Raw genomic sequence first — 23,554 nt, 5'->3', positions numbered from 1 at the left:
TCGATCAGGCAGCACAAGGACTTCCGGGTGCACGCCGAGCGCGGGCGCGAGTTCGTCTTCGTCGCGCGGGAGCTGCTCACGATCCCCGAGGACGTCGTCCGGGTGATCGAGAAGCTCCAGCGCAACAACTTCGCCGTCGATCGCGGCAAGGACTTCGCCGGCATGTCGCGGCTCGTGCTGCCGCGCAACCCCGACGACATCCCCGACATCGTGCGCCTGCTGCGCGACCCGGCGCAGTGGCCCGGCGAGCGGGTGCCGTTCGTGCAGCCGCACCACGTGCTGGTGGGCCACGGCGGCAACATGCACGGCAACCCCGGCCAGCCCCCGAAGGTCGCGCCGCCGCTGGCCGACCCGCCGAAGGGCAGCGAGGGCCGCGGCAAGGGCGTCGTCGTCGGTGTCGTGGACACGGGCATCTCGGCCTCCGCCGCGACCGACCACCCGCTGTGGCTGGCCGACGCGTTCCTGCCCCGGGCCGACGAGGTAGACGCCGCTTACTCGCACGAGGACGTGTTCGCCCTGGAGGGTGGGCACGGGACGTTCGTGGCGGGCGTGCTGCGGCAGGCCGCACCCGGCGTGCGGTTCGACCCGGAGCGGGCGCTGGACCCGTCCGGCCTGGGCACCGAGGAGCAGTTCTTCGCGGCGCTGGGGTCGTTCGACGAGCGGGTGCACGTCGTGAACATCTCGATGGGGTGCTTCACGCAGGACGACGTGGCCTCCGAGCCGGTCCGCCGGGCGATCGCGAAGCTGCCGTCGTCGGTGGTCGTGGTCGCGTCGGCCGGGAACCAGGGCACGAACCGGCCGTCGTGGCCGGCGGCGCTGAGCCGGGTGACGGCGGTGGCGGCGGTGGCCCAGGAGCGGGACGGCACGCGCGCGCCGGCGTGCTACTCGAACTTCGGGCACTGGATCGACTGCTGCGCGGTGGGCAACCGGACCAGCACGTACCTCAAGGGCAGGTGGGCGCTGCCCGGCGACCCGGTCGTGGACGTCTACGACCGCTTCGCGTACTGGCTGGGCACGTCCTTCGCGGCTCCGCACGTGGCCGGCCGGATCGCCGAGACGATGACGGCCTCCGGTTTGTCGGCCGTGGCGGCCCGGGACAAGTTGCTCACAGGTGCCGAGTTCTTCCCCGGCTACGGCGTCCTGGTCGACTAGGGTGGCCTGTATGACCTGGTCAGAGCGGTTTCCCGGAATCACTCGACCAGGTGACATACAGGATCCGCGACCAATCGCCGACTCGCGCGTCCCGGAAGGATGAGGAGCGCGGGCGCCGGGAGGGGGCTGGGTTCGGACCCGACCGGGGTTCGGCGTATCTGCCGGGGGCTTGCGCACTCCGTAGTGTGTGGAAGCGACGAGGAGACCCGAGCCCGGGAGGGGACGTGACCCCTGCATCCCCGATCGCCGCGCTGGTGGACGCGGCGGCCGAGGGCGACCAGCGTGCCTGGAACGAGATCGTCGACCGGTACACGCCGCTGGTGCTGGCGGTGATCTACAAGCACCGGCTGCGCCCGGCGGATGCGGCGGACGTCAACCAGACCCTCTGGCTGCGCCTGGTGGAGCAGATCGGCAGGCTGCGGGACCCGGAAGCACTCCCCGGCTGGATTTCCACGACCACGCGCAACGAGTGCCTGCGGATGCTGCGCCTCCAGCAGCGCACCCAGCCCTTCGACCCCGTGGCCGACGAGGAGCAGGCGGGCTCGGTGGACGTCGTGGCGGACCTGGACGAGGAGATCGAGGCGGCCCAACGCCGCCAAGCCCTGCGCGACGGCTTCCGCCTGCTGTCCGAGCAGTGCCGCGAACTCCTGGCGAGGCTCATGACCGACCCACCCCCCAGCTACGCGAAGGTCAGCGAACAACTCGCGATGCCGGTCGGCAGCATCGGCCCCACCCGCATCCGCTGCCTCGACAAGCTCCGCAAGACCCCGGCGGTCGTCCGCTTCCTGGACCCCCGCCCGACCGGCTCGGACACCTCGGCGCGCTCCGGCAACCCGGCGAGATCGGGTGGTTCGGCAGGCTCCGGCAACCCGGCGCGATCGGGCACTTCGGCGGGTTCGGGCACTTCGGCGGGCTCGGCAAACCCGGCGCGATCGGGCAGCTCGGCGGGCTCGACGGGCCGAGGCGCGGGAGGCTCGGCGGGGTCGGGGTCGGGGTCGGGGTCGGGGACGGCGGGGATGCGGGCGGCCGACTCCGGAGTCGCCGGGGCGGCCCGGGGTCGCGGGATCGGCGGTGTTCGCGGGGGTGCCTGAGGCTTTCGGGCCGGCGGGCAGGAGTGGATCACCTGGCGCGGCTGGCGCGAGCGGATCGTGTGGGTCTGCGGGCGCGGGCGGGGTCGGGTGGGGGCAGGACTGAGTGGTGGCTGGTGAGTTGTCGGAGGAGGTGTGCGTGGTGACGGGTGGGGGTTTCGGGTGGGAGAGCGACGAGGTTCTGTTGGCGGAGCTCCGGGAGGCCCTCGCGGAGGCGCGGGACGTGCCGGACGGGTTCGCCGAGGCGGCGCGGGCGGCCTACACGTGGCGCACGGTCGACGCCGAGCTGATGCTGTTGACCAGCTACGACTCCATCCTCGACGGGCAGCTCGCGGAACGCGCACGGGCGGCGGTCACCGCTCGGCAGCTGGTGTTCGACGCCGAGGGGATCTCGGTGCAGGTGGAGGTCACCGAGGCCGGGGTGGCGGGGCAGGTCCTGCCGGCGCGGCCCGGTCGGGTCGAGCTGCTGACCGCCCGCGGGCCCGTGGAGGAGGCCGAGTTGGACGAGTTGGGGTTCTTCCTGCTCGGTCCGCCGCCGCCCGGCCCGGTGCGGTTGCGCATCGAGGCCGACGGCACGTCCGTGGTGACCGATTGGGTCTGCGTCTAGCCCCGCCGTGCGGCGTCCGATCGCGCGGCGGGGCAACCACGAGATCGTCACCGGACCACCACCCCAAGATCACCCGAACGGGCGCGGCGTGCCACGTCCGAGTGAATCCGGACTGGGGAACTGTTCGGTCCTGTGCGGCTCGTCGCTAAGCTCGTGCGGTCTTCGATCTCCTCACGGTGAAAGAGGTGCGCGGTGGTCGACCGGGTGAGCTGGACACCGGAAGGGATCGACGTCGAGCTCCCGAGCTCGGCTCGCATCTACGACTACCTGCTGGGTGGCGGCCACAACTTCGAGGCCGACCGGTACACCGCCGAGGCGCTCATCCGGGTGCTGCCGGTCCGGGACATGGCCCGGCTCAACCGCTCCTACCTGCGCCGCGCCGTCCTCGCCCTGGTCGACGCGGGCATCACGCAGTTCCTCGACCTCGGCTCGGGCATCCCGACCGTCGGCAACGTCCACGAGGTCGCGCAGCAAGCCGACCCGGACTGCCGGGTCGTCTACGTCGACATCGAACCCGTCGCCATCAAGCACTCCGAGCTGCTGCTGGCCGACAACCCGCGCGCCCTCGCCGTCCAGGCAGACCTGCGCGAGCCCGAAGCCGTGATCGACGCGGCCCGGGAACTGCTCGACTTCTCCGCCCCCGTCGGCCTGCTCGCCGTGGGCGTCATGCAGTTCATCCCCGACGAAGACGACCCGTGGGGCATCATCGCCCGCTACCGCGACGCCCTCGCGCCGGGCAGCTACCTCGCGCTCTCGCACTTCACGCCCGACCGGATGCCGCGGGAGATGGCGGCGGGCGCGGACATCTTCCAGCACACCGCCGAACCGATCACGCCGCGCACCCGCGAGCAGGTGCTGGCGATGGTGGACGGCTTCGACGTCGTCGAACCGGGCCTGGTCTTCACCCCGGAGTGGCGGCCGGAATCCCCCGAGGACGTGCCCGAGGACCCGGGTCGCGCCAACCTGTACGCGGTCGTCGGCCGCAAGCCTTGACGCGGCGCGGTCGCGGTCCGCAAGATTTGCCGACCTGATCTTCGCGATCGCCCGCCGCAGCCGCCACCCCCACCATGAGCGACAACCCACGACACGACGACGCCCCGGATCCGCCCTCCGGGGCGGCACCGACGCGCGCGGACGTCGTGGCGCGGTGGACGCAGGTCCTGATCGACAGCGCCTACGCCCCGTTGTCCCGCAAGCAGATCCGAGCGCACCTCACCGACTGGCTCGACGTCCTGGCCGACGGCACGCGCGCCGACGAGGTCGGCGAGTGGCTGGTCCGAGCGCGGTTCACCGGCCAGGACAGCCTGCGCCGCACCGTCGAGGTGCTCGCCGGAGCCCTGCCCGCGCTGACCGGCGACCCGGACCGGGCCGCGACCGCGCTGGCCGGCGTCGCCGCCGGGTACGCGAACGCCCTGCGCCGGCAGGTCTTCACCGAGCAGGAGGAGGTCCGCACCTCGCTGCTGGCCGCGCTGGAGCAGGCGCAGCACGACCTGCACGACAGCGAGGCCCGGTTCCGCCAGGTGTTCGTCTCCTCCGCCGTGGGCATCGCGATCTTCGACGGGGACGGCGCGGTGGTGGAGGTGAACCCCGCGCTGGTGCGGATGCTGCGGCACGCCCCCGACACCGCCGACGAGGCCACCGGCGCGTCGGGCGCCGACGCGGAGCACGTGTTCGCGCCGGGTGACCTCGCGGCGCTGCGGGCGGCGTGGACGGCCATCGACGAGGTCCGGTTCGAGCAGCAGTTCACCGGCCCCAACGGCGATCCGATGTGGACGAACGTCGCCCTGTCGACCGTGCGCGACGCGGACGGGCAGCCCCGGTACCGGGTCGCCGTGATCGAGGACGTCACCGAACAGCGCGTGCTGCGCGACTACCTGCGCCACCAGGCGTTGCACGACGTGCTGACCGGGCTGCCCAACCGGCAGAGCTTCCTGCCCAAGCTGGAGGAGGTGCTGGGCAAGCCGGGCTCGATCACCCTGTGCTACCTCGACGTCGACAGCGTCGCGATCGTCAACGACGGCATCGGCTACGAGGCGGGTGACGAGCTGCTCAAGGTCGTCGCGGGCCGGCTGACCACCGTCGTGGCGGACGAGAAGGCGACGGTGGCACGCATCGGCGGTGACGAGTTCGTCGTGCTCATCGAAGATTCCCCTGACACACCAAGCATTTCCGCGCTCGCGGCGGCCATCGACGAGGCGTTGGCCGAGCCGGTGCAGCTGTCCGGCCACGGGGTCGCGGTGACGGCGGGCATGGGTTTCGTGCGGACCAGCGCCCGGGGCGTGGACGCGATGGCGTTGCTGCGCCAGGCGCACAGCACGTTGCGGCGCGCGGAAAGCGGCGGCAAGGGCCAGTGGGGCATCTACGACGCCGGTGAGGACGCACGCGACCGCAAGCGCCTTTCGCTGATCGCGACGATGCCAGGCGCGTTGGAATTCGGCGAGATCGCGATCGACTACCGGCCGGTGGCCCGGCCCTCGGGCGACCCGATCGCGCACGCGGCCCGGTTGCGCTGGGACGAGGCGGAGTTCGGCGTGGTGGGGCACGAGGAGTGCCTGGAGTTCGCCGACGCGCTGGGGTTGAGCGGGCACCTGGGCGAGTGGCTGCTGGAGGAGGCGTGCGCGTTCGCGGCGGTCGAGGGCGCGCCGGTGGTCGTGCGGCTGTCCTCGGACCAGTCCCGCGACCCGGACCTGGCGGCCGTCGTGCGCACCGCGCTGGACCGCTCTTCCCTTGCCCCGCAACGGTTGTGGCTGAGCCTGGACTGCCGTGCGCTGCCCGGCGGGCTGGACGTGGTGGAGGACAACCTGACCACGTTGGCCGACATGGGCGTCCGCCGCCTGCTGCACGGTTTCTCGTGCGGCCTGCCGGAACTGGCGTTGGTGGAGCGGCACGTCCTGCACGGCGTGGAGCTGCCCGCGCCGCCGGACGAGCCGCTGGCCCGGCGGGCGGTGGAGCTGGTGGTGCCGCTGGTCCGGGCGACGGGCGCGCTGGTGATCAGCGATCTGCCGGGCGCGGACGCGGCCGTGCGACCGTGATGATCTCCGACTGTCCTCTGAACGCCGATCGGTCCCGGAACCCGTCGAGCACGTGTCTTCGCAGGCAGCGGGCATCCCGCGGATGTCGCGCACACCCCGACGAGCAGTCGCCCCGACAACGTGAAGGCCCCGCCCGAGTGGGGCGAGGCCTTCACAGTGTGCGGAGTGGGTCAGGCGAAGGTCGGCTGGCGCATCGCGTGCTGCACCAGCGTGATCAAGGTCTGCTTGGTCGACTGCCGGTTGCGGGCGTCGCAGGGCACGATCGGGATCGACGGGTCGATCGTGAGCGCCTCGCGGATGTCCTCGATGCGGTGGTGCAGGAGGCCGTCGAAGCAGTTCACCCCCACCACGTACGGCAGTTCCCGGTCCTCGAAGAAGTCGATCGAGGCGAACGCGTCGGACAGCCGGCGGGTGTCCACCAGGACCACCGCCCCGATCGCGCCGCGCACCAGGTCGTCCCACATGAACCAGAACCGGTGCTGACCGGGCGTGCCGAACAGGTACAGGATCAGGTCCTGGTCCAGGGACACGCGGCCGAAGTCCATCGCCACCGTGGTGGTCATCTTGTTCGGCGTGTTCGTCAGGTCGTCCACGCCGACGCTCGCCTCGGTCATCACCGCTTCGGTGGTGAGCGGGACGATCTCCGACACCGAACCGACGAACGTCGTCTTCCCGACGCCGAACCCGCCGGCGACCACGATCTTGGTCGACGTGACCGACAGGCTACGTCCGCCGCTCATGTTGCTTCCACTTTCCCTAGGACCGGAGGGTGACTAACCACGCATGGCGACGTGCAGCTGGGACCGGATCTCCGGGGTGAGCTGGACGCCCACCCGCTCGACCAGGCGGGTCATCGCGTAGCCGATGAGGCCGATGTCGCAGTTGGGCGCGGCCAGCACGGCCAGGCACGAACCGTCGCTGATCGACATCAGGAACAGGTAGCCCCGCTCCATCTCCACCACGGTCTGCTTGACGTCACCGGCCTCGAAGCAGCGCGCCGCCCCGAGGTTGAGGCTGACCAGGCCGGAGGCGACGGCGGCCAACTGCTCGGCCCGGTCCAGCGGCAGGCGCTCCGAGGACGCGAGCAGCAGGCCGTCCGCGGACACCACGATCGCGTGCGCCACGCCCGCGACCCGGTTCACGAAGTCGTCGACCAGCCAACTGAAGTTGTCCAGTTCTTCGGCTGCGGTGGTCACTTCTGCTCCTTGTTGTCTGCGTTGTCGAACGACAAGCCCTCCCAGGGCATGCCGTTGTCGTCAGCGGACTCGCGGCCCATCTGCACACCGCGCTGGTAGGTGGCGAACCGCTGCCGCAGCCGGTCGGCGGACCGGCGCGGCGGCGCGGTGACGACGGCGGTCGCGGTGGCGGAGGGCGCGGCGCCGTTGCCGTTGGTGGTGGCCGCGGGGGCGGTGCCCCGCGACGACGGCGCGCTGAGCGAGCCGGGCATGAGGCGCGCCTTCGGGGTGCGCTTGGGCAGCCCGGCGCTGGTGGTGTCCTCGACGCTGGACTTGAGCACGTTGCTCGCCGCCGACCAGCCGTTGTCGGCGGGTCCCCAGCCGTCGGCGGGGGTGCTCGCCGCGGGCACGGGGGACGGCGCGGGCGCGCGCTTGGGCAGGCCGGCGGCGGTGGGCTGCGGGCTGACCCGCTCCACCTTCTCCGGCTTGTCGTCGCCGACCAGGTCCGCGCGGTCGGCGAACATCGTGCGCTCGGAAGGGCTCTCGTCCGAGCCGACCAGGTCGACGCGGTCGGCGAACATCGTCTTCTCGGACTCGGTCTCCGGCGGCAGCTCACCGCGCACGTGCGCCTCCGACGCCTCGGTGCCCTGGAACCAGCGGGACAGCACGTCCTCGTAGATCGGCAGCCGCTGGGTGGAGGCGTCGTCCTCCTCCTCGACCGCGGGCGGCAGCGACTTGGGCGGGCTCGACACACCGGGGTAGGTGTAGTCGGGCGCGCCGGGCTTGGGCGGCTGCGTCTCGGCGACGGTGGAGGTGAACAGGTCCGTCGCGGGTGACTGCTCGACCTGGAAGAAGCTGTCGTCGGCGGCGGGGGTGGCCACCGGCTGCGGGAACGGCGCGGGCGTCACCTCGGTGGGCTGCGCGTGCCGGTCGGGGGTGGGCCGGTCGGCGCCGAACTGGTCGGGCGTCCACTTCGGCACGCCCGCCAGCACGCCGACACCGCTGTCCTCGGCGGACAGGTCGGCCTGGCGCGGCGGCAGAGCGGGCCGCGGCGCGACCGGCTCGGGGCCGCGGTGCAGCAACGACACCGGCAGGACGACCTGCGCGGTGACACCACCCTCTATGTCGTCGTTGTTGCTCAGCGTCACCCGGATCTCGTGCCGCTTGGCCAGCTGGCCGACCACGTACAGGCCCATCTCGCGGGCCACCGACACGTCGACCTCGGGCGGGTCGGCGAGCTTGGTGTTGGCCTCGATGATGTCCTGCTCCTGCATGCCGACACCGCGGTCGTGGATGCGGATGGACACTTCGCCGCGCCGGGTCTCTATGGCCCGCACGGTCACCTTGGTGCTGGGCTTGGAGAACGCGGTCGCGTTGTCCAGCAGCTCGGCGATGAGGTGCGCGAGGTCGTTGACCACGCGGCCCTGCACCTTGAGCTCCGGCGCGGGCGCGATCTGGATGCGGGCGTACTTCTCGACCTCGGACACGGCCGCGCCGAGCACCTCGGAGATCGGGACCGGCCGGGTGACCCGGCGGTTGACCGTGGTGCCGGAGAGCACCAGGAGGTTCTCGCTGTTGCGGCGCATCTGGGTGGCCAGGTGGTCCAGCTCGAACAGCGAGGCCAGCTGGTCGGGGTCCTGCTCGTCCTGCTCCAGCCGGTCGATGACGGTGATCTGGCGTTCCACCAGCGCCTGCGAGCGGCGGGACAGGTTGATGAACATGTCGTTGACGTTCGCGCGCAGCGCCACCTGCTCGACGGCGAGGCGGATCGCCTCGCGCTGCACCGCGTCGAACGCCCGCGCCACCTGGCCGACCTCCTCGGTGGTGTGGATCGGCACCGGCACCAGGGCTTCCTCGGCGGCGCGCTCCGGGTCGCGGTGCGAGCGGATGCGCTTGATCGCCTCGGGCAGCCGGTTGCGGGCCACGTCCATCGCGGAGCGGCGCAGCATGCGCAGCGGCGTCAGCATCGAGCGGGCGACGAAGGCCATGAGGGCGAACGCGACCAGCAGGGCGACGGCGACCAGGGCCGCGTCGCGCCATGCGGCGGCACGGGCGGCCTCGGTGAGCCGGACGGCCTCCGCGTCGGCCTGCTGCTCGATGTCCAGCGCGACCGCCCGGATCAGCGCGGCGGTCTCCTCGCCGACGCGCATGACCTCGGCGTCCGAGATGGACACCTCGCCCGCTTCCTCCTGCTGCACCAGCGCGAGCTGGACCAGCCGGCTGCGGGCGTCCACCGCGGCGCCGGACACGACGTCGGAGTACCGCTGGCGGTTGGGCTGGCTCGCGGTGACGGCGAAGTCGGTGAGCGCGGCGTCCAACCGGGACTGGGCCGCGCGCAGCGCGTTGACCTGGCCGGGCGCGAACTCCGTGCGCTTCGCGGTGGACAGCAGGATCGCGTTCTGCTGGAACAGCTGTTCCTTGGCGGCGTAGAGCGCCTGGTTCGCGCCGGACAGCGGCGTGATGGTCTCGTTGCTCAGGCTGCTCGCGGTCGCGCGGTGGACCTGGGCGAGCGCGCTGAGCACCTGCGTGTAGGCGCTGGCCACCGAGATGTCGGGGTACCGGGTGGTCAGCGTGGTGTTGCGCAGCGAGGGCAGGCCGTCCAGCGCCTGGAGGGACTTCTGGAACGCCTCCCGCACGCTGTCCTCGATGCCCGTGGTGGCCGCCGCGACCTCGCGGTACTTGCCGACCTCGGTGTCCACCTTGGCCGATCGCGTGACCAGCTCGGCGCTGTTGTCGGCCCGGCCGCCCGCGACGAACCACACCGCGGCGTCGCGTTCCAGCTGCAACGCGTCGGCCACCGCGGCGGCCTGCGCGGACAGTTGGAGTTCCCGCTGGGCCTTGCCGTACAGCTCGACGTCGTCGAGCTGGGTGTTGAGCCGCAGGCCCGCGAGGGCGAGCGTGCTCAGCGCGGGCACCAGGAGCACCACGGCGAGCTTGCTGCGCAGCCTCCAGTTGCGCAGGCGCCACCGGGAGATGCCCCGGTCGGCGGACGGCGCGGTACCTGTGCTCGGCCCCGAATCGGGCGGGCCGGCTGTCGCGGCGCCCTCGTCGAGTTGGATCCGCTCCGGTTCTCTCCCGGAGGCGTGGTCGTCGTGACCGCGCACCGTCAGCACACTCCCCAGCCCCCCAGCCAGTTGTCTACACATCCCTACAAACCCGGTGGATCTTGGTGGAAAACCGCCGGGAGTCATACCGCCGTTCGGACGAGGAACGCGGTATTTTGCAAATCAACCATTGTCCCGCAGACCCATGCGAGACGGACTAAACGAACGCTAACCCGGGTTCACGGTTTTTTCACCGCATGGACCCGACCGGGAAACACCGGGAGGGGGAGCCGTTCGCGCGGTCGGGCTCCCCCTCCCGGTGGATCAACTACCCGAGCCCGAAGTGACCAGCATCGGCTTGACGTCGAAGTCGTTCTCCAGCAAGCCGTAGGTCTTCATCAGGGTCGCGACCCGCTGGAGGCGCGTGGCGTCCAGGGTGGTCGGGAACTCGCCGAAGTGGACCAGGCTGGCGGTCTCCTTGTCGACCTTGGCGTACTCCACCAGCAGCGGCTCCACCGTGGGGCGGTCGGCGGCGTCGCGCTGCCCCTTGGCCATCGCGCGCTGGAAGGCGGCGACGGTGTTGGGGTTCTCCTTGGCGAACTTGCCCGTGGTGCCGTAGCCCGCGACCGGGATGTTGTCGGTCGGGCCGGACGCGGCGTCCAGGACGGTGATCGCGCCGATCGAGCGCTGCGCCTTGCTGATGAACGGCTCGACCATGAACGCGGCGTCCACGGTCTTGTTCTGGAGCGCGGCCTGCATGTCCGGGAACGCGAACTCCTTGAAGGTCACCGACTTGGGGTCGACGTCGTTGGCCTCCAGGGTCGCCTTCGCGGTCAGCTCGGCGATGTTCTTGAACGTGTTGATCGCGATGGTCTTGCCCGCGAGGTCCTTCGGCGACTTGATGGCCGAGTCCGGTCCGGTCAGGATCAGGAACATCTCGGGCTTGGCCTGGTAGCCGTCGTTGATCAGCTTCAGGCCGTCGACGGCCTTGGCCGCGTCCTTGCTCTGCGCGGTGAAGAACGAGACCCAGTTGCCGAAGGTGATGTCGAGGTCACCGCTGATCAGACCCGGGATGGCCGCGGCGCCACCCTGGATCGTGACCGGCTCGACCTCGAGGCCTTCCTCCGCGAAGTAACCCCTCTTCATCGCGACGTGGACCGACGCGACGTCGAGGATCGGGAGCAGACCAAGCTTGATCTTGGTCTTTTCGACCTTGCCCGGTGCGGCGTCGGCGGGTTTCTCCTCGGAACCGCCGAGCAGACCACAGCCGGAGACCACCGCGAGCATCGCAAGCGCGGACAGACCGGCGATGATCCTTCGTGCCGAGAGGCCGACTCTTCGAGTCATGGGGGGCATCTCCTGTTGGAGTGGCGACATTGCGGGGGCAGGATGCACGGGCGACCGTGGCCCTCGCGGAACCACTCAAAGTGACTTTGGTGGTTCGGCAAGACCCCAGTCGACCGACACTCGAAGGCTGATCCACTACCTTCGGTGAGCATCTTTGCACAGGCTGTCCAGAGGTTGGAGTGCTCGGTGAGTGAGCTTGATCGGGAATGGGCCGGACAGAGCAACCTCCGTCCGGTGGGAATCGTGGGCGCCGGGCCGGCCGGCCTGACCTTGGCCAACTTGCTGCGCCAGGGCGGAATCCCCTGCGTGGTGCTGGAAAGGGGCACCCGCGAGCACATCGAAACCAGGCCGCGCGCGGGCGTCATCGAGCACCGGGCGGTCCGGATGCTGGACGAGCACGGGTTGGCCGACAGGTTGCTCCGAGAGGCGGATCGCCACGGGGCGTGCGAATTCCGCGTCAACGGGCAAGCCCACGAGGTGGACTACGCCGCGCTCTACGACGGGCAGACCCACTACGTCTACCCGCAGCAGGAGGTCGTGAAGGACCTCCTGGGCGCGTTCCTCGACAGCGGCGGCGACGTCCGGTTCTCGGTGACCGACGTGGAGCTGCACGACATCGAGACGTCCGAGCCGCACCTGACCTGGACCTCGGCCGATGGCGCCGTCGAGCGCCTGGACTGCTCGTTCATCGCCGGCGCGGACGGCTTCCACGGCGTGACGCGGCGCAGCATCCCGCAGGGCGCGGTCCAGGAGTTCTCGCACCAGCACGGCATCGAGTGGCTGTCCATCCTGGCCGAGGCGCCGCCGTCGACGCACAAGGTGATTTACGCCCTGCACCCCGACGGTTTCGCCGGGCACATGCTGCGCAGTTCGACGGTTTCCCGCTACTACCTCCAGGTCCCGGTCGACGACACCGTGGACAACTGGCCCGACGAGCGCGTGTGGGCGGAGTTGCACAAGCGGTTGGCGTTGCGCGACTCGGACTGGAAGTTGACGGAAGGTCGCATCACCGAGAAGCGCATCCTGGACATGCGCAGCTACGTGGTCGAACCGATGAACCACGGCAACCTGTACCTGCTGGGCGACGCGGCGCACATCATCACCCCAGTCGGGGCCAAGGGCATGAACCTGGCGCTGCACGACGCGGAGGTCCTGGCGGGTGCACTGATGGAGTACACCCGAACGGGGGACGACACGGGGCTGCGGTCGTACTCCGAAGTGTGCCTGCGCCGGGTGTGGCGTGCACAGGAGTTCTCGCAGTGGATGGTCTTCATGATCCACCGCTCGCCGGAACCCTTCCTGAGCCGGTTGGGGCAGGCCAGGTTGGAGCACCTCATCGCTTCGGGCTCGTCGGCGGGTTATTTCGCGCAAAACTACGTCGGCCCGTGATTCCGGGGTGATGTGTCGGTCCGCGGTGGGAGAATGATCCCCAGGGGGCGCGCGGGCCGGAATGTCGTACCCCCGTGGGACAATGGAAATCGGGGGCCGGCGGCCGGCCCACCACACGCCGAAAGACGGCCCGATCGCACGCGGAAAGACGGCCCCACCGCACGCCGAAAGACGGCCCCACCGCACGCCGAAAGACGGGCGACCCTCGACCCACGCGGCACCACGGCCGGCCGACGTCGAATCGCCCGTCGCGGAATTCCCGTTGCCCCACCGGACAATTCGCCTACGCGACGACGAACGGGCGATCCCCAGCGGGCCGGCGACGCTGCCGGCCCCAATGGGAACCGCCCGATCTCCCTCTCACGAACCACTACGCGCACGCCACCGCAGCCGCCCACAGGCCACCAAAAGCCGGCCAGCGCAGTCGCCAGCCGCCCACAGCTAGCCGCTCACAGGCCACCGCAGCCAGCGCAGCCGCCAGCGGCCGGCCACCACAAGCCAGCCACCACAAGCCAGCCACCACAGCCAGCCACCACAGCCAGGCCACGCAAGCCCAGCCCCGGGAAGCGCCGTCAGTTGGCCGACGCGCGGTCGGAAGCGTCCACGCGGGAAGCCTCCGCCCGCTCCGCCTCCGCCCACTTGGCAGCCTGCTCCTCGTTCGCCGCCCGCCGCGCACGCACCTCCTCCGACGTCTTCCCGACGTTGAGCAACCGCGCCACCTCCGCCCGCAACGCGACGAACGCCTCGGACTCGCGCGTGGTGATCTGGTCCCGCACCGCAGGCAAGTCCACCCGCAGATCCGCCACCACGGACGCAGGCGAGGACGACAGCACGAGGATCCGGTCCCCGAGGTACACGCTCTCGTCGATGTCGTGGGTGACCACCAGCACGGTCGTGTCGTGCTCGGCCTTCACCTTCAGCAGCAGGTCCTCCAGCTCGAACCGGGTCTGCGCGTCCACCGACGCGAACGGCTCGTCCATCAGCAGCAACGCCGGCCGGTAGGCCAGCGCCCGCGCGATCGCCACCCGCTGCTGCATGCCGCCCGACAGCTGCCACGGGTACTTCCGCAAAGCACCGGACAACCCGACCCACTCCAACGCCTCCGCCGCCCGCGCACGCCGTTCCGCGCGCCCCAAGGACCGCTTCAGCGGGAACTCCACGTTCTTCTGCACCGACAGCCACGGGAACAGCGAGCGGCTGTAGTCCTGGAACACCACGGCCAGGTCGTCGGGCACGCCGCGGACCTCGTCGCCGTGCAGGCTGATCTCGCCGCGGGAGGGGCGGATCAGGCCGGAGATGGTGCGCAGCAGCGTGGACTTGCCGCAGCCGGACGGACCGACCACGCACACCAGCTCACCGGCGCCGACGGTGAACGTCAGGTCGTCGATCGCGGTGTGCGCGCCGTCCTTGGCCTGGTAGGTGTGGCCGAGTTCGGCCACGGAGAGCATCGCGGTCATGTCATTCCTCCACCGTCGCGGGGGTGCGCCCCTCGGAAGCCTTGGGCTGCCAGGCCAGGGCCCGGCGTTCGAAGGCGAGGAGCACGGTGTTGAGGGCGTAGCCGAGGACTCCCAAGAGGACGATCCCGGCCCACATGTCGGGGAAGTCGAACTCCCGTTGTGCGACGAGGAGTTGCGACCCGATCCCGTTGTCGGTGCCGACCAGTTCGGAGACGACCATGAGCACCAGGGACAGCGACAGGCTGACCCGGAGACCGGCGAAGATCTTCGGTGCGGCGGCCGGCAGGACGACACCGAGGATCCACTGCGCCTTGGGGATGCGGAACACCGCCGAGGTCTCGTACTTGGTCGCGTCGACGCTGCGGGCGCCGTCGACGCTGTTGAGCAGGATCGGCCACAGCACGCCGAACACGATCGTGGCCAACTGCATCTGGGTGCCGACGTTGAACACGAGCAGGAACACCGGCACCAGCGCGGGCGGCGGGATCGAGCGCATGAACGTCAGCAGCGGACCGGCGAACTGCATGGCCGCGTCGGAGCGGCCGAGCGCGACGCCGAGCGCGATGCCGATCAGGGCGGCGATACCCCAACCGGCCAGCAACCTGCCGATGCTCGGGAGCACGTGCTCGTACACGGCGTCGGTGAACAGCACCGGCCCCGAGAACCACAGGGTGTGCGCCGCTTCCGCGATCCGGGTGGGACGCGGGAAGAACGGGTCGTCGGCGAACCAGGTCGCCAGCTCCCACACCAGGACCAGCCCGATGAACACGGCCCACCGCTGCAAGAACCGGGTCATGACCGTCCTCCGGTGACCGTGCTCCAGGAGACCCACCGGCGCTGCGCGCGTTCCAGCCCCTCGTTGAGCAGGAACCCGATCACACCCGCGACCACGGTGCCGGCGAGCACCAGGTCCATGCGCCCGGAACCGCTGCGCGCCTCCATGATGAACTGCCCGAGCCCGCCCGAACCGCCCGCCAGCAACTCCACGCTGACCAGCACGACGAGGCTGGTCGTCGCGGCCAACCGGATGCCGGTGAGCACGAACGGCAACGCGCTGGGCAGCGCCACGGAGAACAACACCCGCACGCGCCCGGTCCCGAACACCTTGGCGGTTTCGACGAGCAGGGGGTCCAGTTCGTCGAGCGCGTAGATGGTGTTGAACAGGATCGGCCACACCGCCGCGTACACGGCGAGCGTGATCTTCATTTCCGGCCCGATGCCCAGCAGCAGGATCGCCAGCGGGATCAGCGCCACCGACGGGATCGGCCGGAGGAACTCGATGACGGCCCGCGTGGCGTGCCGCACGGCCGGGACGCTGCCCAGCACGAGTCCCAGGGGGACGGCGATCGCGATGGACAGTCCCACCGCGATGAGCAGGGCGAGGACGGTCGCGATGACGTCGCGCAGGAAACCCTCGTCCCCCAACAGCTTGATTAACTCCACTCCCACCACGGACGGCGGTGGGAGGTATTCCGCGGGAACCAGCCGCGACCGGCCGAACAGCTCCCAGACGACGAGGAGCCCGGCCACACCGAGCAGCCCTCGGGAGAGCGCACGCACGCGCAACGCCTACTTCCAGTTGCTTGCAGTTGATCAACCCCAGCCAACCCGGCTCAATCTAGAGACTCCTCCCCCGTCGCGACAATGAGTGCACGGGAAATCACTGTCACGAACCACCCGGCGCCACGGGCGGCCACCCATGCCACGCGGCGGGGAAGACACCTGCTAAGGGCACGGTGGCGAATAGGGCACGCCCGGGAAGTACCGCGCCCACTCCTGCTCGCCCACCGGTTCCCCGGCGGCGCAGATCCGCTCGACCACCCGCTCCGGGTCGGTCTCCCAGAACCGGACCTCCGCCCCGCCCGCCGTCACCAGCGTGCGCCCGTCCCGCGCGAACCGCACCTCCGCCACCGCCCCCACGTGCGCGCGCAGCACCCCCACCGCCCGTGGCGCGTCACGGTCGGACACGTCGAACAGCCGCACCTTCCCGTCCGCGCCGGCCACCGCCACCAGGTCGCCGCTCGCCGCCACCGACCGCGCGTCCGACGCCAACTCCACCGGGCCGCGGCCCGGCCGCCACAGCACCGCGTCGCCGTTGGCCTCGACGGCGACCCGGTTGCCCTCGGTGCCGACGACCGCCGATTGGGGCGCCGGCCGGAGCTGGTAGACCTCCGACCACTCCACCGGCAGGCGGGACGGGTCGGCGGTCTCCCACTCGCGGGGGTTCCCGCCGGCCGGCGTGATGGCCACGCGCTTGCCGTCCGGGCTGAACGCCGTCAGCGAGACCCCTTCTCCCCCGGTCCGGCCGTGGACCACCGACGGCGTGAACACCACTCCCGAGGACTCCGGGTCGAACAGCGCGGTCGCGCCGCCCGTGCTCCGCACGGCCAGGTGCCCGGACTTGACCGACACGTTCCCGGTGACCTCGCCGGCCGGCTCGGGGTCCGCCGGGTTGGCGGTGCGCCACAACCGCAGCCGCCGGTCCTCGCCCAGGGTGAGGACGTGCTCCCCGTCGGCGCTCAACGCCGCCGCCCGCACCCGGCCGGGGTGGCGGGTCAGCGGCCACGCCGTGCGGGTGCCGCGCGGCGGCGCGATGTCCACCAGGCGCAGCACGCCGGCGACGTCCACCGTCGCGGCCAGGTCGCGGTCGCGGCCCAGGTGCAGTGCCCGGATCTGGGTCGGCTGCACGACGGGCAGGTCGGTCAGGTCGACCAGCCGGGCGGTGCCGTCGGCCGCGCCGGTGACCACCGCCCGACCGCCGCCGGGCAGGCCGACCGCGTGCCCCGCCTGTCCCGCCGGCACCGCCACCTCGACCGGGGCAGCCCGGTCCGCGAGGTCCCACAGCCGCGCCACGCGGTCGGCCCCGGTGGTCGCCAGCAGCCGGCCGCCCGTGCCCAACGCCACCGCGGTCACGGAGTCCGCGTGCTCGACCGCCGCCAACCGGACCGGTCGCGCCGGGTCGGCCAGGTCCCACAGGTCGACCACGCGGTCCGTGCCCGCCACGGCGACCAGCCGCCCGTCGTCGGCGACGGCGACCGCGTTCACCCGGCCGTCGCGGCCGGCGAAGTCGACCGGGCTGCCGCCGGGCACCGACCACGCCCGCGCCCCGGACCCTTCGGCCACCACCAGCACCTGGTCGGTCAGGAAGGCCAGGGACCGCGACGCGCTCCCTTCCAGGTCCGCCACGAGCGGCGGGTGCGCGGGGTCGGACAGGTCCCACACGCGCGGCCCCCGCTGCGGGTACCCGACGGCGAGGTAGCGGCCGTCGGGGGACAGCGCGACGGCGACCGGCGAAGGTCCCACGTCCAGCGTCACCGCCGGCCGGGGGCGGGACTCGTCCTCGGTGTCCCACACCACGGCGCTGGTCGCACCGACCGTGGCCAGGGCTTTCCCGTTCGTGCTGAACGCCAGCGCGTCCACCCCGCCCGGCTGCCGGTCCACCACGCCCCGCCACACCGGGCGTCGGGGATCGGACACGTCGTACAGGTGGGCGTCCCGCCGGGTGGCCCCGTCCACGACGGCCACGACGGGCCGGTGCGGGCTGACCGCGATGTCCCGCACCCCGTCCAGCCGCGTCGAGTAGGGCGTGCCGAACGCCTGGAGCAGCGCGTCGCGCGTCTCGGGCAGCGGCGCCAGGCGGTGCGCCGCCAGGGTCAGCCGCAACGCCAGCGCCGGGTTCGCGTCGCGCAGCGCCTCGGCCTCGTTGACGACCTTGCGGGCCAGCGCGATGTTGCGCTGCTCGGTCGCCGACAGCTCCGCCCGAACCGCCCGGACGGTCGACACCCCGGCCAGCACCAGCAGCACGCCCAGCACGGCCACCAACCGCCGCAGCCGACGCGTCCGGCGGGCCTCGGCGGCGGTCGACGCCTCCTGCGCGGCGGTGCTCGCGTCCAGGAACCCGCGTTCGGCGGCGGTCAGCTCCGCCCCGCCGGCGGCCCACTCCCGGGCCAGGGCCAGGCGCGTCCCCCGGAACAGCGCGCCGGGGTCGCGGTCCAGCGACTCCCAGCCGCGCGCCGCCTCGGTGAGCATCCGCTGCACGCGCAGGCCGGCGCGGTCCTCGGCGATCCAGTCGCGCAGCCGGGGCCAGCGGCGGATCAGGGCTTCGTGGGCCACCTCCACGGTGTCCCGGTCGAGCACGACCAGCCGGGCGTCGGCCAGCGCGGACAGCACCTCCGGGTGGTCGACCTCGTCGCGCGCCACCCGGCGCTTGGTGTCGGCGGTGTCGTCGCCCACGGCGATCAGCCGCAGGAACACCCGCTTGGCCACCGCGCGGTCCGCGTCGGACATGCCGAGGTAGACGTGCTCGGCGCTGCGCGCGATCGAGTGCTCGACGCCGCCCGCCTCCTCGTAGCCGGACAGCGTCAACGCCACCCCGCGCCGCCGCCGCCACGTCTCCAGCAGGGCGTGCGACACCAGCGGCAGCGCGGCGGGCTGGCCCGCGGCGTCCGCGACCAACCTCGTGACCAGCGCGGTCTCCGCCTTGCAGCCCACGGCCAGCGCCGGCGCGACGATGGCTTCCCGCAGCTGGTCGGCGGTCATCGGCCCGACCAGCACGTGCCCGCCGCGCAACGCGTCCACCAGCTCGGGGTGCCGCCCGCAGTGGCCGAGGAAGTCGGCGCGGACGCCCAGCACGACCCGGGTCCGGCTGGACCCGGTGGTCGCGGCGGTGGTGAGGGCGGCGAGGAACGCGGACCGCTCGACGTCGTCCGCGCACAGCGTGAAGACTTCTTCGAACTGGTCCACGACCAGCAGCAGGTCGTCGTCCCCGCCGATCAGGGTCTGCCGGACCCGAAGGTGCAGGTTCTCCGGGTAGGCCGCGAACTCGCGGGCCAACGCGGGCGCGGACTTGCCGGTCACCGCCGCGAGCCGCACGGCCAGCTCCTGCACCGGCCGCGCGCCGGGCGTGAACACCACGGCGGGTCCCTCCGAGCGGGCCACCAGCCCGGCGCGCAGCACCGACGACTTGCCCGACCCGGACGCGCCGAACACCCCGACGAACCGCCGCCGCGCCACCAGCCCGGTCAGCTCGCGGACCAGGTCGTCCCGGCCGAAGAACCGGTCCGCGTCACCGACCTGGAACGGCGCCAGCCCCGCGTAGGGCGGCGTCCCGTCGTCGACCTCGGCCGGTCGCCGCTCGGCCAGGGCGCGCCAGCGCGCCTCCCACTCGACGACGTCTCCCCCGCACGCCCGCACGTAGGCCACCGCCACCGCGAGGCTGGGCAGCCGCCGCCCGTTGGCCGCCTCGGACAACGCCGCCGCCGAGTAGTGCGCGTCCCGCGCCAGCCGCCGGTAGGTCGGGTTGCCCGCCTTGAGCCGCAGCGCACGCAGGTCCGCCGCGAACGCCCCCAGTTCGCCCGCCGGTAACGGGCTCTCCGCTCTGGCCATCGCTCCCCCTCCGCCAGGGGGCCGATTGTTCAGAGAACGCTGTTCAGCGTCCACGTCCTGACACTGAACAACCCGGGTGCCGTAGTTGTGGGGGCCGGGGCGTTCGACGGGACTTCAGGGGGGAGGACCGTCGAGCGCCCCTCCTACAGGCCGACCGCCTTGTACAGGGAGCCGACCTCTTGCCGGTTGAGCACGCGCATCGACCCGGGCCGCTGGTTGCCCAGCTGGACCTCGCCGACCGCCGTGCGCACCAGGCTCTGCACCGGGTAGCCGACCGCTTCCAGCAGCCGGCGCACGATGTGCTTGCGCCCTTCGTGCAGGACCACCTGCACCAGGGCACGCCCCGGCGCGGACGACACCAGCTTGAACGAGTCGACCTTGACCGGCCCGTCCTCCAGCTCGATGCCCGCGCGCAACCGCTTGCCGACGTCCTTGGCCACCGGGCCCGGCACCTCGGCCAGGTAGGTCTTGGGCACGCCGTAGGAGGGGTGCATCAGCCGGTGGGCCAGGTCGCCGTCGTTGGTCAGCAGCAGCAGGCCCTCGGTGTCGGCGTCGAGCCGGCCGACGTGGAACAGCCGCTCCTTGCGGTTGGCGAGGTAGTCGCCGACGCACGGGCGGTGCTGCTCGTCGTGCATGGTCGACAGCACGCCGCGCGGCTTGTTCAGCACGAGCGTGATCACGTCGTCCTTGAGGACCACGCGCACCCCGTCCACGTGCACGATGGCCGTCTCCGGGTCGATGCGGCGGCCCTGCTCGCGCACGACCTCGCCGTCCACCTGGACGCGGCCCAGCTCGATGAGCTCCTCGGCCACCCGTCGCGAGGCGATACCCGCCTTGGCGAGCACCTTCTGGAGCCGAATCCCTTCGGGTCCCTGGTCAGACATCGTCGATCGCATCCACTTCGGGCAGGAGGGGAGCGATCGGCGGCAGGTCGTCCAGCGACGACAGCCCCAACCGCTCCAGGAACAGTTCGGTCGTGCGGTAAAGGATGCCACCCGTGTCGGAGTCCGTGCCGGTCTCGGCGATGAGCCCGCGCGCGACCAGCGTGCGGATGACGCCGTCGACGTTGACCCCGCGCACCGCCGCGATCCTGGCCCGGGTGACCGGCTGCCGGTAGGCGATGACGGCGAGCGTCTCCAGGGCGGCCCGGGTCAACTTGGCCCGCTGGCCGTCCAGCAGCAACTTCTCCACGAATGGCGCGAAGCGGTCCCTGGTGTAGAACCGCCAGCCGTCCCCGATTCTACGCAGGTCGATGCCACTGCCCTGCTCGGTGTACCGCGCGGAGAGGGTTTTGAGGGCCAGGGTGACGCGCTTCACGGGCTGCTCGAACACCCCGGCGAGCTGCTTCTCGTCGATCGGCGTGTCCACCACCAACAACACCGACTCCAACGCGCCCTCGAACTCCCGGTCGTCGGACAGGTCCGGCAACCCGGAGTCCTCGATCGGCTCGGCGGCGAGTTCCTGCTGCTCAGGCTCGGGTTGGTCAAGTTCGGGCTCGGTCACCCGTACTCCTCGTCCTCGTCCTCGTCACGGGCTTGCGCCGCGGCTTGTTCGATGGTCCCCCCGACCCACGTGACGCGCAGCTCACCGAGCGGGTCGGGCTGTTCGAACGCCAGGGCCTTCTCCCGGTACAGCTCCAGCAGCGCCAGGAACCGCGCCACCACCTCGATGGTCTCCGTGCACTCCGCCACGATCTCGGCGAACGTCGCCGTCCCCCGCGCGGCCAGGAACTCGCGCAGCAGGGACGCGTGCTCGCGCACCGAGATCCGGTGCTGGTGGACGTGCGAGGTGGACACCGTGCGCGGCGGCTTCGGCCGGAACACCACGGCGGCGATCTCGGCGAACCGGCGCGCGTCCACGCCCAGCATGACCTCGGGCAGCAGCCCCTCGTACCGCACCTCCAGCGCCACCGACCGCGGGTAGCGCCGGTACGCGCCCTGCTCCAGCTCGGCGAACAGGGCCGCGACCTGCTTGTACGCCCGGTACTGCAACAGCCGCGCGAACAGCAGGTCCCGCGCCTCCAGCAGCGCCAGGTCCTCTTCGTCCTCGACGTCGCCCTGCGGCAGCAGGCGGGCGGCCTTCAGGTCGAGCAGGGTCGCCGCGATGACCAGGAACTCGGTCGTCTCATCCAGGTCCCACTGGTCGCCCAAGGCCCGGATGTGGGCGATGAAGTCGTCGGTGACCTGGTGCAACGCCACCTCGGTGACGTCGAGCGTGTGCTGCGAGATCAGCTGGAGGAGCAGGTCGAACGGCCCCTCGAAGTTCGTCAGCCTGACCTTGAAACGACCATCGGGGACCTCCTCGGCGGAAACGTCCCCGGTCACCGCTCGCGCAACCTGCGCACCAGCAGCGAGTCGCCGCCGTGCTCCTCGAGGTCGTCCAGCACTATCGCGATGGCCTCGCGCACCACCCGACCCCGGTCCACGGCCAGGCCGTGCTCGCCGCGCAGCGCCAGCCGCGCGTGCTCCAACGCCAGGAGCTCCTCGTCGGACACGTAGACGGTGATCTTGGTCGAGTGCTTCTGCCGACCGGTGCCCCGGCGCGGCGCGGGCTCGGGTGCGGCGGACTGCTCCGGCACGTCCACCGCGGGGGTGGTCAGGCGGAACAGCTCGGACGCGCCCGGCAGTGATGGGCGTCGGGTCACCGGGCGATCACCTCGCGCGCCAGCGCGCGGTAGGCCTTGGCGCCCGCCGAGCGGGGTGCCCACCTGGTGATCGGCTCGCCGGCGACGGTCGTCTCGGGGAACCGGACCGTGCGGTTGATCACCGTGTCGAACACAACGTCGCCGAACGCCTCCACCACGCGCGCCATCACCTCGCGGGAGTGCAGGGTGCGCGGGTCGTACATGGTGGCGAGTATGCCGGTGATCTCCAGCTTCGGGTTCAACCGCTCCCTGACCTTCTCGATCGTGTCTATCAACAGGGCGACCCCGCGCAGGCTGAAGAACTCGCACTCCAGCGGGATGAGGACGCCGTCCGCCGCCGCGAGGGCGTTGACCGTGAGCAAGCCGAGCGAGGGCTGGCAGTCCACCAGCACGTAGTCGTAGTGGTCGATCACGGGCCGCAACGTCCGCACCAGGGTGTGCTCGCGCCCGACCTCGGACACCAACTGGATCTCCGCCGCCGACAGGTCGATGTTGGAGGGCAACAGGTCCATGCCCTCGACCGGCGTCCGCATGATCACGTCCCGGACGGTCACGTCCCGTTCCATGATCACGTTGTAGATGGTCTGGTCGAGCTGGTGCGGGTGCACGCCGAGCCCGACCGACAACGCCCCCTGCGGGTCGAAGTCCACGAGCAGCACCCGCCGCCCGTACTCGGTCAACGCGGCCCCGAGGTTGATCGTGGAGGTCGTCTTGCCGACCCCACCCTTCTGGTTGCAGATGGCCAGGATCTTCGCCGGCCCGTGGTGCGCGATCAACGGCGGCTCGGGCACGTACCGCAACGGCCGTCCCGTGGGCCCTATGTCACCCACCGCCTGCTCGGCGGCATCCTCGTCCGCCGGCGCGGCATGCGGCGCGAGGCTCAACTCCACGGACGCGCGCGGCACACCGGACTTCGGCGTGGGCGGCGGCGGTGGGGAACCCCACGCCTGGCCCGCGTGCTCCGGTGTCGACATCGCCTTCCCGATCCTTAGTCCTCTGCCTGGGCGCAGCCTAAGCACACCAAGTGCCACCGGCAACGCGCCTCGCCGTAACAGGACCGAGCAGTTCTCACCCCGGACCACCCCTCACGAGGCAGCCGCACCACCCCCAACCACCCCACCCCCACCTTCGGCGCGCGCAGCGCGCGGTAGCCCTAGCTACAAGTGGAGGGCCTCGGTTCCCCCACCGTATGGCCTGCCCGAAGGGCTACCACGCTTTGGGTCGGGTGCAGCCA

19 protein-coding genes are annotated in these 23,554 nt (G+C 71.6%); 6 read left to right on the top strand and 13 right to left on the bottom strand.

The window, feature by feature from the left end:
• The first annotated feature begins 27 nt into the window (after positions 1 to 27).
• The 5 genes from WBN91_RS15650 to WBN91_RS15630 all read left to right on the top strand — a co-directional run bounded on the left by WBN91_RS15650 (position 28) and on the right by WBN91_RS15630 (position 5,879).
• A complete protein-coding gene (locus tag WBN91_RS15650) occupies positions 28 to 1,152 on the top strand; it encodes a S8 family peptidase (RefSeq protein ID WP_337723919.1) in 1,125 nt (374 codons plus the stop codon).
• A 224-nt stretch (positions 1,153 to 1,376) separates the two neighbouring features.
• Positions 1,377 to 2,243 (top strand): RNA polymerase sigma factor, encoded by an 867-nt coding sequence (locus WBN91_RS15645; RefSeq protein ID WP_337723918.1) that lies wholly within the window; start codon positions 1,377 to 1,379, stop codon positions 2,241 to 2,243.
• Between the two features lie 106 nt (positions 2,244 to 2,349).
• Positions 2,350 to 2,847, top strand: coding sequence for a hypothetical protein (locus WBN91_RS15640; RefSeq protein ID WP_337723917.1), 498 nt, complete (start codon positions 2,350 to 2,352; stop codon positions 2,845 to 2,847).
• A gap of 192 nt (positions 2,848 to 3,039) precedes the next feature.
• Positions 3,040 to 3,840 carry an SAM-dependent methyltransferase gene (locus WBN91_RS15635; RefSeq protein WP_337723916.1) on the top strand — a complete coding sequence of 267 codons (801 nt, stop codon included), beginning with the start codon at positions 3,040 to 3,042 and terminating at the stop codon, positions 3,838 to 3,840.
• A 74-nt stretch (positions 3,841 to 3,914) separates the two neighbouring features.
• A complete protein-coding gene (locus tag WBN91_RS15630; protein WP_337723915.1) occupies positions 3,915 to 5,879 on the top strand; it encodes a diguanylate cyclase domain-containing protein in 1,965 nt (654 codons plus the stop codon).
• A gap of 170 nt (positions 5,880 to 6,049) precedes the next feature.
• On the opposite strand, the gene WBN91_RS15625 is transcribed toward WBN91_RS15630, so the two are convergent.
• The 4 genes from WBN91_RS15625 to WBN91_RS15610 form a co-directional block, all read right to left on the bottom strand.
• A complete protein-coding gene (locus tag WBN91_RS15625; RefSeq protein ID WP_121227400.1) occupies positions 6,050 to 6,619 on the bottom strand; it encodes a GTP-binding protein in 570 nt (189 codons plus the stop codon).
• Positions 6,620 to 6,652: 33 nt separating this feature from the next.
• On the bottom strand, positions 6,653 to 7,075 hold the full coding sequence (locus WBN91_RS15620; RefSeq protein WP_121227397.1) for a roadblock/LC7 domain-containing protein: 423 nt from the start codon (positions 7,073 to 7,075) through the stop codon (positions 6,653 to 6,655).
• On the bottom strand, positions 7,072 to 10,158 hold the full coding sequence (locus tag WBN91_RS15615) for a sensor histidine kinase (protein ID WP_337723914.1): 3,087 nt from the start codon (positions 10,156 to 10,158) through the stop codon (positions 7,072 to 7,074). The genes WBN91_RS15620 and WBN91_RS15615 overlap by 4 nt, the downstream gene beginning before the upstream one ends.
• A gap of 264 nt (positions 10,159 to 10,422) precedes the next feature.
• Complete coding sequence (locus WBN91_RS15610) at positions 10,423 to 11,445, bottom strand: ABC transporter substrate-binding protein (protein WP_337723913.1); 1,023 nt, start codon at positions 11,443 to 11,445, stop codon at positions 10,423 to 10,425.
• Between the two features lie 234 nt (positions 11,446 to 11,679).
• On the opposite strand from WBN91_RS15610, the gene WBN91_RS15605 reads away from it, so the two are divergent.
• A complete protein-coding gene (locus tag WBN91_RS15605; protein ID WP_337723912.1) occupies positions 11,680 to 12,834 on the top strand; it encodes a 4-hydroxybenzoate 3-monooxygenase in 1,155 nt (384 codons plus the stop codon).
• A gap of 572 nt (positions 12,835 to 13,406) precedes the next feature.
• On the opposite strand, the gene WBN91_RS15600 is transcribed toward WBN91_RS15605, so the two are convergent.
• The 9 genes from WBN91_RS15600 to WBN91_RS15560 all read right to left on the bottom strand — a co-directional run bounded on the left by WBN91_RS15600 (position 13,407) and on the right by WBN91_RS15560 (position 23,294).
• On the bottom strand, positions 13,407 to 14,291 hold the full coding sequence (locus WBN91_RS15600; RefSeq protein ID WP_337723911.1) for an ABC transporter ATP-binding protein: 885 nt from the start codon (positions 14,289 to 14,291) through the stop codon (positions 13,407 to 13,409).
• A 1-nt stretch (position 14,292) separates the two neighbouring features.
• Entirely contained in the window at positions 14,293 to 15,087 is a 795-nt protein-coding gene (locus WBN91_RS15595; protein WP_337723910.1) for an ABC transporter permease, read from the bottom strand.
• Positions 15,084 to 15,851, bottom strand: coding sequence for an ABC transporter permease (locus tag WBN91_RS15590; RefSeq protein WP_337723909.1), 768 nt, complete (start codon positions 15,849 to 15,851; stop codon positions 15,084 to 15,086). The genes WBN91_RS15595 and WBN91_RS15590 overlap by 4 nt, the downstream gene beginning before the upstream one ends.
• 165 nt (positions 15,852 to 16,016) lie before the next feature.
• Positions 16,017 to 19,676 carry an nSTAND1 domain-containing NTPase gene (locus WBN91_RS15585; RefSeq protein ID WP_337723908.1) on the bottom strand — a complete coding sequence of 1,220 codons (3,660 nt, stop codon included), beginning with the start codon at positions 19,674 to 19,676 and terminating at the stop codon, positions 16,017 to 16,019.
• A 143-nt stretch (positions 19,677 to 19,819) separates the two neighbouring features.
• A complete protein-coding gene (locus WBN91_RS15580; RefSeq protein WP_337723907.1) occupies positions 19,820 to 20,560 on the bottom strand; it encodes a pseudouridine synthase in 741 nt (246 codons plus the stop codon).
• Entirely contained in the window at positions 20,553 to 21,179 is a 627-nt protein-coding gene (scpB, locus tag WBN91_RS15575; RefSeq protein WP_443217735.1) for an SMC-Scp complex subunit ScpB, read from the bottom strand. Before scpB ends, WBN91_RS15580 begins: the two co-directional genes overlap by 8 nt.
• Positions 21,176 to 22,000: a segregation and condensation protein A gene (locus tag WBN91_RS15570; protein WP_337723906.1), complete on the bottom strand. Its 825-nt coding sequence runs from the start codon at positions 21,998 to 22,000 to the stop codon at positions 21,176 to 21,178. Before WBN91_RS15570 ends, scpB begins: the two co-directional genes overlap by 4 nt.
• Positions 21,997 to 22,320: a hypothetical protein gene (locus tag WBN91_RS15565; protein WP_337723905.1), complete on the bottom strand. Its 324-nt coding sequence runs from the start codon at positions 22,318 to 22,320 to the stop codon at positions 21,997 to 21,999. The genes WBN91_RS15570 and WBN91_RS15565 overlap by 4 nt, the downstream gene beginning before the upstream one ends.
• Entirely contained in the window at positions 22,317 to 23,294 is a 978-nt protein-coding gene (locus WBN91_RS15560) for a ParA family protein (protein ID WP_337723904.1), read from the bottom strand. The genes WBN91_RS15565 and WBN91_RS15560 overlap by 4 nt, the downstream gene beginning before the upstream one ends.
• Between the last annotated feature and the right edge of the window lie 260 nt (positions 23,295 to 23,554).

Origin of the sequence: Saccharothrix sp. CCNWYY140, assembly GCF_037401995.1 — a bacterium.
In the GTDB taxonomy this organism is placed as follows: domain Bacteria; phylum Actinomycetota; class Actinomycetes; order Mycobacteriales; family Pseudonocardiaceae; genus Actinosynnema.
This window is presented reverse-complemented; position numbering and strand designations above follow the sequence as displayed.